Source organism: Yersinia sp. 2540 StPb PI, from assembly GCF_052217165.1.
Classification (GTDB): Bacteria; Pseudomonadota; Gammaproteobacteria; order Enterobacterales; family Enterobacteriaceae; genus Yersinia; species Yersinia enterocolitica_E.
On the sequence record NZ_JAZGQC010000001.1, the window covers coordinates 3,809,475 to 3,821,807 of the forward strand.

Here is a 12,333-nt window from a genome sequence, read left to right on the forward strand (position 1 = left end):
CATGGATATAAATATTGAGCAGAGAAAAAATAAAAACACAACTGCTAAGTTAATTATTTTTTGCGTATTATTAGTTGTTATTGCTTGTCTTTATTATATTTATTATTTATCTACCGCTCAGCGCTCTTTACTCATATCACGAGAGAATGCTGTTTTCCATACTATTGAATCAGAAGTGTATCAGGATGTGCTGACAACCCGAGCTATCGCGGTACCTAAAGAAAGTATGATTGTATCAAGTGAACGAGGAGGAAAAGTCACTGAAGTCGCCAAACAGGCTTTCGATACTGTCGAGAAAGGCGATGTTATTATTCGTTTATCTAACTATGATTTTATGCTGGAAGCGACATCCAGAATAGTGAATATTACCGAGCAAATAAGCAATCTACGCAATATGAAAATACAATTGGAACAAGATAATAGAGAGACAAAACTTAATTTACAAGAGGCTCAGCATCAAATAACGACTATATCGAGAGATTTAGCCAGGCATCAAGTCCTCGACATGAAATCAATGATTGCAAAATCCGAACTGGAAAACCAAGTCGGCATGTTAAAAAACTGGCAAATAAAAAGTGAAATTTTAAAAGAACATGATAATAAAAATAAAGAATCATTCCCATTACAATTCAAGAGGATAGATGATTCTATATTATTACTGGAGAGAATGATGGATATCATAGAAAACGGGATGGAACAATTAGTTATAACAGCTCCAATTGATGGAGTTTTATCTATCCTTGATGTAGAACTGGGTCAACAAATAAAACCCGGCGAAAAAATTGCAATTATCGACAACCTTAAATCATATTATTTTAATGTTTATTTCAGTGAATATTACCTCGATAAAATTAAGCCACAAAGCCAAATCTTGGCAATAATAAATGGTCAAGATACACAACTACTTATTGAGTCAGTATCCACTATTGTTGAAAATGGTAAATTCAAAGCAAAACTAATCCCACTACATGACACTACCTCCCTACTTAAAAGAGGGCAATCTATTGAAATACAAATCCCACTACAAGAAAAAAACAGCTCTGCATTGATGGTACCAACTGATAGTATCATTTCCGATGATGATGGAAATAACTTCATCTACATATATCAGCCAGAAAATGATCTAGCTATTAAATCTAAAATAGAAATAGATCGTCGGAGCCCGATGAAAACAGAGATAATAGCAGGAATAAAGGTTGGGGAAATTATTGTCACCCCCCCAGAAACTAACAATAGTGAATACGATATTATTGAGTTCAAATAACATGCTAAATATACAAAATGCTGAAAAGTGTTATACCACCAAAACAATTAAAACCAAGGTTATTAATCATCTTAGCTTCAGCGTTGAAAAAGGTGATTTCGTTTCTATTATGGGGCCATCAGGCTCAGGAAAATCCACATTACTTAATATCATCGGTCTGTTTGACTCTCTTGATAATGGTTCATTCACACTGGCGAAAAAAAACATTATTGATATGAGCTACTCACAAAAAATAATATTAAGACGATTATTAATAGGTTATATATTTCAATCATTCAATCTCATTTCACACTTATCTATTTTTGATAACGTTGCCTTACCACTTAAATATCGGGGCATTGGTAAAAAGGAACGTACCGAACAAGTTAACCAAATTTTAAACCTGTTCGATATTGATAACCGGAAAAATCATAAACCAATGCAACTCTCAGGCGGTCAACAACAACGAGTCGCCATCGCCAGAGCGATGGTATCTAACCCTGCATTGCTCTTGGCTGATGAGCCTACTGGCAATTTAGACAGTAAAAATGCCCGTTCTGTATTACAGCAATTAAAATATATAAACCAAAAAGGTACAACTATTATTATGGTTACACATTCAGATGAAGCTTCTGCATATGGCAACAGAATAATAAACATGAGAGATGGAATACTTACATAAACAAATAGGAATATACTATGGATAATATAATTCCGGTAAAATTTATTGATTGCACTAAGATAAATGATATAGGTCTCAAAGAACTGGAAAAGCTCGATACATGTGAATACAGAACACTATCATCTTATCTTATTGGTAAAATACCAGCAAAAAAATTACTCGATAGTGATGAGCTAGATACATTCAACGAAGAGATTAAAAAAAGTATTTCAGTGAAAGCTATTCAAGCAAAAAAACTGGTTGTTGTGTTAAAGGCAACCCGTTTATGTAATCTTCGTTGTACCTACTGCCACTCATGGGCAGAAGGCCCCAATCAGACGGTGTCATTTCATACCCTCGTCCGGACAGTACGGCAGATCCTTGCCATTCCTAATGTAAATAGATTTGAGTTTGTCTGGCATGGCGGTGAAATAACACTACTAAAGCCATCATTTTTTAAAAAGCTTATTTGGTTGCAGCAACAATTCAAGCGGCCAGAGCAATATATAACCAACACCATGCAATCAAATGTCGTTAACATCTCAAATGAGTGGTTAATATTTATTAAAGGTATTGGCATGAATGTCGGAATTAGTCTTGATGGAGTACCAGCGGTAAATGATAAACGGCGGGTAGACTATCGAGGCAGAAAGACATCTGATCGCATAGCCAAAGGAATAAAAAAACTTCTAGAGTATAATATTCCATATGGTGCTCTTATTGTTGTTGACCGAGAAGTTTATCAAACTGACATGAAAGAGATGTTGGACTATTTTATCTCAATAGAATTAACCCACATTGAGTTTCTTAATATAGTTCCTGATAATAGACTCGTTAAAGGGCAGTATGTTGGCGAAGGATTTATCAGTTATGCTGAATTTATCCAGTTTCTATCAGAGCTGTTTACTATTTGGGTAAACGGTTATCAGGGAAAGATACATATTGCTGTTTTTGATGATTTTATTCGTGTATTGAAAGATACTAAAAATAAACCTTCCGCATGTTATTGGTCTGGCAATTGCTCGCAGGAAATTATCACCTTAGAACCCAATGGTGACATCTCTCCCTGCGACAAATATGTGGGTGATAAAGGTAGCATCTATGGATCTTTGTTAAATACTAACCTGGCGGATCTTTTAGCTCATTCATCGCATAATCAACAAGCCATCAATGAGGAAAAAAACGCGACTGAAAAAATGCAACATTGCGAGTGGTTTTCTATTTGTCATGGCGGCTGCCCTCACGACAGAGTTATTAATCGCAGACATACTGCAGGATATGATGATACATGTTGTGGAACAGGGAAATTACTGGCCACTATTAAGCATCATTTAGCCCATAGTTACTGAAGCCATCTTATTGTGGCTTCAGTTGTACACTACATTAGCCCTTTATAGTTCAACCTCTTGCCCTTTGCGGTGCAGGCGCAATGAAACCAGGAAGGTGACGAAGCACATTGCCGAAACGTACCAAAAGAAGCTGTTTTCCATATCAAAAGACTTGAGAGACAGCGCCACGTATTCAGCACTCCCACCAAACATGGCATTTGCAACTGCATAAGACAGGCCAACACCCAAAGCTCTGACTTCTGGTGGGAACATCTCTGCTTTTAGTAACCCGCCAATAGAAGTATAAAAACTAAGAATAATCAGAGCGGTAATAATCAGCATAAACGCAATATATGGACTGGTTACCCCTTTTAGAGCATGCAGAATAGGTACCGTTAATAGCATTGATAATAGGCCAAACGTTAGCATAGATGTACGGCGGCTAATGCGATCGGATAATGCACCAAATAAAGGTTGTACCAACATAAAAATAAATAATGCCGCCGTCATGACCAGACTGGCGGTTTTCACATCCATCCCGGCGGTATTGACTAAATACTTTTGCATATAGGTGGTGTAGGTATAAAAAGAAAGAGAGCCACCCGCGGTGAAGCCTAGTACCATAATAAATGCGCGACGGTTCTTCCATAGCCCTTTCAAGCTGCCCGCATCTTTCTTATTACGGTTCTTCTCATCCGAGGTTTCATTCAGTGAACGGCGTAAGTAAAGAGCAACCACTGCCAACAGTGCGCCCAGAACAAAAGGAATACGCCAGCCCCAACTGTGCAATACCTCTGATGAAAGTGTTTGCTGTAATAGAACCAGCACCAATAATGCCAGCAATTGGCCGCCAATTAATGTGACATATTGGAACGAAGCATAAAACCCTTTGTGCCCTTTCACTGCGACTTCACTCATATAGGTGGCACTGGTGCCATATTCGCCCCCAACAGATAACCCCTGGAATAAACGGGCGACTAACAGTAAGACCGGTGCCAGGCTACCAATTGACGCATAGGTTGGCAGGCAGGCAATCATCAACGAGCCGGCACACATCATATAGACCGAAATCAACATGGATAACTTGCGACCATGTTTGTCAGCAATATAACCAAATAACCAGCCGCCAATCGGGCGCATCAAAAAACCAGCAGCAAAAACACCGGCAGTCTGCACTAATTGGGTGGTTGGATTATCACTGGGGAAAAAAAGCGGGGCAAAATAGAGCGCGCAAAAAGAGTAAATATAGAAATCAAACCATTCAACCAAATTCCCAGAAGAGGCCCCAACAATGGCTCGTATCCGTTGCCGGGTATCTGCTTTATCTGTCAGACGTGCTGATGTTCCCTGACCTTCTACCACAGTAGTGTCTAATGAAGTTGTTTCAACCATAATGATGCGTCTGCCATATTGTTAAACGTCCATGCCATATAAGCTCAGAACCGAGAAATCACAGACACTGAACTCTCATTTTTATATTGTTAGATTGTTATATATTGGTAACATTATCGTTTCAATGAGAGTTATAGCGCAGAGAGTAGTTTAGGAAAAACCTCAATTTTCTGTGTGATGTCAATGGCATAAATATGTTAAGTCGACTATTTGGTGAAGGCTTTTTTGTGAGCGGCACGACAGAAACAAACGGGAACAGTACGTAGTAAAAGTGACGATAAGTGGCCAGCACAGCGATTTTGCTGACCCTGTATTCGTCTGCCCTTTTCCGCCTAGAAAGCAGAATCGGGCTGGAGAAGAAAAGCCTGTTCCTCTGCACTTGAGACTCGCCCAAGGATATGATTACGGTGTGGGTAGCGGCCAAAGCGATCAATAATCGCTTTATGGCGTAACTCATAATCAAGCTGATTGTCATTACCCAATTCGGTAAAGAGTTCTAATGCCTGTTTATGAATAAGCGCCGATTCGGAATGCATAAAAGGAAGATATAGAAAGCCGCGTTGAATATCAGATAATTGTTTCGTCTGACCACTGCTGATTGCTTCCTGCGCTAACACCAGCGCCATCCCGTCACAAGAAAATGACGCAGGTAAATCACGGAACAGGTTTCTGCTAAATTGATCCAGTATCAATATTTCCGCCAAACGCCCTTCAATTTTAAACCGCCAGTCGGCCAACTCCCCCTTTGATGCCGCTTGCCAAACCGGGCCAAACCGTTTGCGTAGCAGAGCATCAAAGTCCTCATCCTTTTTGAACCACAACGCCGGGTCCATCTCGTTAAACCAAAAGTCCAGAATCGATTGATACTCCATGTCACACCCCTGTGTTGCCTGCCGAAGGTTTATACCCATGAAAATAATAGCACTGATCAAGGTAGTATCAGTCTATCGTCTCTTTGCGCCGCCATCCATTCACCCACCTGACAATCTCTGCCATAATGGTTTCATTATTTGATGGTAGCTCAGCACCCATAATTACCTCTAGCTAACGGTGCACACTGACCACGGAGTCCAGCATGGATCACAGTAATACCTCGGATTTACTCTCTCTCGAACAAGCTCTGACTAAAATGCTGTCGCAGGTTACGCCATTGCAGGCAACAGAAATCATCGCATTGACCGAAGCGGCGGGACGTATCACCGCCAGTGCAATTACATCACCGATTGCTGTGCCCCCCTTCGCCAATTCAGCCATGGACGGATATGCTGTGCGTTGTAATGAGCTTAGCAGCACATTACCGCTGCCGGTGGCCGGTAAAGCTTTTGCCGGTGCGCCGTTTAAAGGTGAGTGGCCGGCCAATACTTGCGTGCGTATCATGACCGGTGCCCCAATCCCTGAGGGAGCCGATGCCGTCATCATGCAAGAACAAGCCGTGACCAGTGAACAAGGTGTCATATTCAATGGCCAGGTGCAGGTTGGGCAAAATATCCGCTTGCCGGGCGAAGATATCCAACAAGGTGCTGCCGTTTTCCCCGCAGGGGTAAAATTAGGTGCGGCGCAATTGCCGCTACTCGCCTCATTAGGCATTGCAGAGATTGCAGTATTTCGCTCACTAAAAGTGGCTATTTTCTCCACCGGAGATGAATTGCAACCAGTCGGGCAGCCCTTGGGCGAAGGGCAGATTTACGATACCAATCGTTTTGCAGTACGGTTAATGCTGCAACAGTTAGGCTGCCAGATAGTTGACCTTGGCGTGATCCGTGACGATCAACGCGCCTTGCGCACCGCATTTGAACAAGCCGATGCCGCCGCTGACCTTGTTATCAGCAGTGGTGGTGTCTCGGTGGGTGAAGCGGATTACACCAAACAGATGCTGGAAGAGTTAGGCGATATCGGTTTCTGGAAGTTGGCGATAAAACCCGGCAAACCTTTTGCTTTCGGTAAATTGGATAACGCCTGGTTCTGTGGCTTACCGGGTAATCCAGTCTCGGCTGCGCTAACATTCTATCAGTTGGTACAACCCCTTATTGCTAAACTCTCCGGCCATGCGGGGTGGCGTGCACCACTGCGCCTCAACGCAGTCGCGACGACAAAATTGAAGAAATCCCCTGGCCGTTTAGATTTTCAACGCGGTATTTTCTCCACCAATGCTAGCGGTGAATTGGAAGTACGTACCACCGGCCATCAAGGGTCTCACGTCTTTAGTTCATTCAGCCAAGGTAACTGCTTTATTGTGCTGGAACGAGAACGCGGCTCAGTCTCGATCGGTGAAACAGTTGAAATCGAACTGTTTAACGGGCTATTGGGACAATGAATTGTAAATTGTGCGGAGGCTGAGATGCTGCCAGAACTGACCGATGCCCAAGCCCTGCGTTATAACCGGCAAATCGTGCTGCGCGGTTTTGATTTTGACGGTCAGGAAAAACTGAATGCTGCCAAGGTGTTAATCGTTGGATTAGGGGGGCTAGGATGCGCAGCTGCACAATATCTGGCAGCCGCAGGCGTGGGCCACCTTACCCTGCTGGATTTTGATACGGTTTCGCTTTCCAACCTGCAGCGGCAGGTTTTGCATCGCGATAATCGTATCGGAATGTCAAAAGTGGCCTCTGCGGCATTGACGCTGTCTGAAATGAACCCCCATTTGGCACTGAAATCCATTGATGGTCAGTTAGATGACCAACAACTCGCGGCAACCATTGCTGAACATCAGTTGGTGCTGGATTGTACTGATAATGTCACCAGCCGCGAGCAACTCAATCGCCTGTGTCATGCACAACGTAAACCATTGGTTTCAGGTGCAGCAATTCGCATGGAGGGGCAAATCAGTGTTTTCACTTATCAGCCAAACCAACCCTGCTATCGCTGCCTCAGTCGGTTATTCGGTGACAATGCACTGACCTGTGTTGAAGCCGGGGTAATGTCGCCCCTGGTGGGGATTATTGGTAATTTACAAGCCATGGAAACCATAAAGCTGTTAGCTGATTATGGTCAGGTGATATCTGGGCGCATATTGATGTATGACGCCGCAACGGCAGAGTTTCGGACCATGAAGCTTGCCAAAGATGTCCACTGTGAAGTCTGTGGCAAAGATTAGCCGCCTATTTAGCGCAAAAAAAAAGCTGATGCAATGCATCAGCTCTCTTATCAACACACCATCAACTAATCAGGACTGAATACCCTGGCTACGCAGATAATCTTCGTAGTTACCGGTAAAGTCGATCAGCTTGCCTGGTGTCATTTCAATCACTCGGGTCGCCAAAGAACTGACGAACTCACGGTCATGGGAAACGAAGATTAGCGTGCCTTCGTACATTTCCAATGCCATGTTCAGCGCTTCAATCGATTCCATATCCAAATGGTTGGTTGGCTCATCCATTACCATGATGTTAGGGCGTTGCATCATCAGCTTACCAAACAACATCCGCCCTTTCTCACCACCAGACAAGACCTGTACTTTCTTCTTAATATCGTCCTGGCTAAACAGTAAACGGCCCAGCACACTGCGCACAGCCTGCTCGTCGTCTTTTTCCTGTTTCCACTGACTCATCCAGTCAAATACCGTCAGATCGATTTCAAAGTCGCTGGCATGATCCTGCGCGTAGTAACCGATCTTACTGTTTTCAGACCATTTCACGGTGCCAGAATCCGGCTCATAATCCCCTACCAAGGTTTTCAGCAAAGTCGATTTACCGATACCGTTTGGCCCGAGGATAGCCACTTTTTCACCCACTTCCAGGCGCAAATCCAGTTTTTTAAACAGCGGGCCGTCATCAAAACCTTTGGTCAACAGTTCAACTTCCAGCGCATTACGGAACAGCTTTTTATCCTGATCAAAGCGGATAAACGGGTTCTGGCGGCTAGATGCTTTCACTTCATCAAGCTGAATTTTATCAATCTGACGGGCGCGAGACGTCGCCTGTTTAGATTTAGAGGCGTTGGCACTAAAGCGGCTAACGAAAGATTGCAGCTCAGAGATCTGGGCCTTTTTCTTGGCGTTATCTGACAACAGACGATCACGAGCTTGCGTCGCCGCCGTCATGTATTCGTCATAGTTACCCGGATAAACACGCAGTTCGCCATAATCCAGATCCGCCATGTGGGTACACACCATGTTCAGGAAGTGACGGTCATGGGAAATAATAATCATGGTGCTGCTACGTTCGTTCAGCACTTGTTCCAACCAGCGGATAGTATCGATATCCAGGTTGTTGGTCGGTTCGTCGAGGAGCAAAATTTCCGGGTCTGAGAACAGGGCTTGCGCCAGCAATACACGCAATTTAAAGCCAGGAGCGATTTCGCTCATCAACCCATAATGTTGTTCAACCGGAATACCTACACCAAGCAATAATTCACCGGCACGGGCTTCTGCGCTGTAACCATCCATTTCACCATAGGCAACTTCCAGATCAGCCACTTTATAGCCGTCTGCTTCGCTCATTTCAGCCATAGCGTAGATGCGGTCGCGCTCTTCTTTTACTTCCCACAGCTCGCCATGACCCATAATAACGGTGTCCAGCACTGTGTTGTTTTCAAAGGCGAATTGGTCCTGACGTAACTTACCCAGACGCTCATTCGGGTCAAGGAATACGTTACCGCCGCTAGGAACTAAATCACCGCCAAGGATTTTCATGAAGGTGGATTTACCACAGCCATTAGCGCCGATCAGACCATAGCGATTACCGCCACCGAATTTTACTGAAATGTTTTCAAACAGCGGCTTGCTGCCGAATTGCATGGTGATATTGTTAGTACTTAGCACAGAGCTCGCTCTCGATTGGATTACTGAATAGGGATATTCAAGAATTATAGAAAATGTGATTCGGCGCGCATTATGCCACAAGATGGCAAGAGTATCGCCTCCAGTTTTGCACGAAATCTCAGCAAGAGCTTAAATCTGGCGCTAAGTGGCTGCGGCAATAAAAGCTTGATGCCACTAAAAGGGGCTATTAGCCCCTTAAATAAATACCCTAAACCCTAGGTTATTCGTGCTGTTACTCATCAATACATTGCAATGCACTGTATTTATCCAGCAGGAATGGCCGCAGATAGCCAACTGTGTTAGACATCGGTAGCACCTCTTCGCTGAGATGGATATTCAGGATATCGCTGAGATAACTACGACGTTTTTGTATTCTTTGCCAAACATCAGGATACTGTGCAGCGAGCGCATTACGTAAATGCTGATCAGCCAGTGCAATACACTCCTCAGCACTCACTCCGGCATAACCTTTTACCGAAGGAATGATATCGATTTGGAATATCATCCCACTGCGAATTATCTCTTCAGAATCGCTATAAATGGGAGAGCACAACCACTCTTCATCAGCAACTAAATGGCCGGGATTTAGCGACCAATGGTATTGTGATTTTGGGAAAACAGTTTCCACTAATGCGTACATCTCTTTCCCTGGCATACCAATACGAATATTTTCCAGCCAAGCGACGACTGTTGTGTAATAAGGTAGCGCAACCTTATCAAGATAATCTCTTTCCGCGCGCGGTAGTTCATCTGCATGATGAACCGCATAGCCGGTTCTACTGCTCAAACCGCCTTTAAACCCGGTGGTCAATGATATTTTATCGCCGAGTTGTACCGCTTTATCACTGGGATATAAATTTGCCTGTTCAAATCTGGCGCCAGTCGCAGCAATTATCACAACACTGTTCGGTTGGCCTTCATCTGCCAGATAACTGCCCAGTTGCTTTTCTGTTATGCCGATATCAACCGCCGCCAATGCATTAAGAATACAATTCGACGCCAAATTAGCGCCATATTCATAGTGCGCCAATTCATTAGCATTATTGGTCACTCTAGCTGCAATATCACTGCCAATAAATAGACTGGTGGCGTTAATAATCGTTGCTACGGATGAAGCAGACTTTTTAATCGCATCCAAAATAAAATGCGGAATATCAAATAGCTGACTGTTATCGTCCAGCTTACTGGTAAACAGTTTCCATCCTGCAACCCCAATCTTTTTAGCCTGCTGAATCCCGGTTGCTGCCAATAATTCAGTAAGCGTTTTACTGTTGTCCATTGGTTGATTTGGCAATGAAAAATAGGGAACATGAATCGCGGTATTTCTGACTCTGGCATAGTCAGATAACTTTAAATTCTCGTTACCTAATAATAAATAGACCTCGCCTGAGGCATGTAACACCATAGCCGCTTCTTCAAAACGGGGAATAAACCCCGCCAGATATTCAAAGTTACCCCCATGCTCTTTGTCCGCATACACCAATAAATAATCGATAGCGGCACGGCGCATATTACTAATAACTTTAGCTTTGCGATATTCGATGGTTTCATCATTAATGGCTACCTTAGTAACAGCATCAAACCTTGGCGGCGTATCAATAGCGTTTAGTTTTACCTGGCGCTTAATAATCATCTTGTTCATAAGAATCATTACCTTGGTTAATTTATTTACACGCCGCCATACCCACTATTGATGTTGATGCTATAACCACTTGGCATCGCGGGTAAAGGAGATGGTTAGCCACCGATGAGGGCCGGACTCGCCAATTTCTTTGGCTATTTCATCGCGTAATTGGTCAAAATAACTGACACCACTCGTCTCCATCTCTGGTGGAATAACCACATGAATCTCGATAAACAACCCCCGCCCCATGCGGGTAGCATAGTGGGAGTAATCAATAAATTTATATTTCGCCATTAACTTATCCATTAAGCTCTCAATGGCATTATCCAGATTGTCTGGCGTCATTTGTAATACTTCACGAACTGCCGAAATGACTGTTTTTATTGGCACAGGTATTAAGATCAGGGTTAACAAGGCCAATACAGCGGGGTCGGTATAAACAATCAAATGCGCATAGCGGGTACCTTCCATACACCATGAAAGCAAGAAGGCTACTAATAACGCAGAACTGATGCAGGCCGACATTAACCAGCTTTTGGTATCCAATGCAATTAGCTCGGATTTAACTCGTTTATTTAAACGACGTTGTTTTAAAAAGAGGGTGAAACAGAAAATACTGACCACTAATGCATAAACAATCGCCCACCCCAACTCCAATTCCCTGCCGCCGTCGAAAATCCCCTTAATAGCATTGACGAATGCGTAAAGACAAAGAAAGGCCAGCAAGCTGCCATTGAAAGCCAGAACCAATGGTTCAACATGCCAGAAACCGTATTGAAAGCGCCGACTGTGCGGCTGACCGAGTAATCGGGAAACCAATAGCGATAAACTGCACATTCCAGCATCTAAAGCAGAGAACATACCATCGAAAATAATCGACATCGAACCGCATACGATACCAAAAACAATCCCCATAATGGCGATAAACAAAGTGCAAAAAATTGAACGTCTTAAAATCTGCTGTTCAAGCTTGGTGTCATGTAACAGAGGTGGAGCCTGTTCACTGAGTGTCGTCATGATTTAAACCCATTTTTTATTACAACCTATTGTTTTATTACAATCTATCGTTTATTACAACCAACTGTTTTATGACAATCTATTTTTTTATTTAGCTTAATGCGTGAATCACGATAAGAGTCTGAAGGTTAATCCGCACTAATAGTAGTGTGTCATATTATCTCATTTTTACCAGTAAATTGCGCAGTAACACCCAAACAGAGAACCTTGTTAATCTCTTGTTTTTATTAATTTAAAATATAGCGAATCCTATTGGCAGGGATTTTATATCGCCAATTGATATCCAAATGGATTGTTCGGTACTTCATT

Annotated in this window: 10 protein-coding genes; 5 read left to right on the forward strand and 5 right to left on the reverse strand. The window is 43.1% G+C overall.

Features of this window, described 5'->3' with window-relative positions; genetic code table 11:
• The first annotated feature begins 1 nt into the window (after position 1).
• From darC to darE, 3 genes are read left to right on the forward strand one after another with little or no spacing between them, the layout of a single operon-like run.
• Positions 2 to 1,264 (forward strand): darobactin export ABC transporter periplasmic adaptor subunit, encoded by a 1,263-nt coding sequence (darC, locus tag V1956_RS17710; RefSeq protein ID WP_442825430.1) that lies wholly within the window; start codon positions 2 to 4, stop codon positions 1,262 to 1,264.
• A gap of 1 nt (position 1,265) precedes the next feature.
• The gene (darD, locus tag V1956_RS17715; protein ID WP_442825431.1) at positions 1,266 to 1,925 is read left to right on the forward strand and encodes a darobactin export ABC transporter ATP-binding protein; all 660 of its coding nucleotides are present in this window, start codon (positions 1,266 to 1,268) and stop codon (positions 1,923 to 1,925) included.
• Between the two features lie 17 nt (positions 1,926 to 1,942).
• Positions 1,943 to 3,253 carry a darobactin maturation radical SAM/SPASM protein DarE gene (gene darE, locus V1956_RS17720; RefSeq protein WP_442825432.1) on the forward strand — a complete coding sequence of 437 codons (1,311 nt, stop codon included), beginning with the start codon at positions 1,943 to 1,945 and terminating at the stop codon, positions 3,251 to 3,253.
• Positions 3,254 to 3,295: 42 nt separating this feature from the next.
• Here darE and V1956_RS17725 read toward each other — a convergent pair whose 3' ends face one another.
• Positions 3,296 to 4,624 (reverse strand): MFS family transporter, encoded by a 1,329-nt coding sequence (locus V1956_RS17725; protein ID WP_083159411.1) that lies wholly within the window; start codon positions 4,622 to 4,624, stop codon positions 3,296 to 3,298.
• A 332-nt stretch (positions 4,625 to 4,956) separates the two neighbouring features.
• Positions 4,957 to 5,496: a DUF924 family protein gene (locus tag V1956_RS17730; protein ID WP_372558431.1), complete on the reverse strand. Its 540-nt coding sequence runs from the start codon at positions 5,494 to 5,496 to the stop codon at positions 4,957 to 4,959.
• A gap of 203 nt (positions 5,497 to 5,699) precedes the next feature.
• Here V1956_RS17730 and moeA point away from each other — a divergent pair, with 203 nt between their 5' ends.
• Both moeA and moeB read left to right on the forward strand, forming a co-directional pair.
• Positions 5,700 to 6,938 (forward strand): molybdopterin molybdotransferase MoeA, encoded by a 1,239-nt coding sequence (gene moeA / locus V1956_RS17735; RefSeq protein ID WP_442825433.1) that lies wholly within the window; start codon positions 5,700 to 5,702, stop codon positions 6,936 to 6,938.
• A 24-nt stretch (positions 6,939 to 6,962) separates the two neighbouring features.
• Positions 6,963 to 7,718: a molybdopterin-synthase adenylyltransferase MoeB gene (gene moeB, locus V1956_RS17740; protein ID WP_372558429.1), complete on the forward strand. Its 756-nt coding sequence runs from the start codon at positions 6,963 to 6,965 to the stop codon at positions 7,716 to 7,718.
• Between the two features lie 69 nt (positions 7,719 to 7,787).
• Here moeB and V1956_RS17745 read toward each other — a convergent pair whose 3' ends face one another.
• The 3 genes from V1956_RS17745 to V1956_RS17755 all read right to left on the reverse strand — a co-directional run bounded on the left by V1956_RS17745 (position 7,788) and on the right by V1956_RS17755 (position 12,024).
• Positions 7,788 to 9,383: an ABC-F family ATPase gene (locus V1956_RS17745; protein ID WP_071843536.1), complete on the reverse strand. Its 1,596-nt coding sequence runs from the start codon at positions 9,381 to 9,383 to the stop codon at positions 7,788 to 7,790.
• Between the two features lie 232 nt (positions 9,384 to 9,615).
• Entirely contained in the window at positions 9,616 to 11,025 is a 1,410-nt protein-coding gene (locus V1956_RS17750; protein ID WP_442825434.1) for a Xaa-Pro aminopeptidase, read from the reverse strand.
• Positions 11,026 to 11,085: 60 nt separating this feature from the next.
• The gene (locus V1956_RS17755; protein WP_372558427.1) at positions 11,086 to 12,024 is read right to left on the reverse strand and encodes a cation diffusion facilitator family transporter; all 939 of its coding nucleotides are present in this window, start codon (positions 12,022 to 12,024) and stop codon (positions 11,086 to 11,088) included.
• Between the last annotated feature and the right edge of the window lie 309 nt (positions 12,025 to 12,333).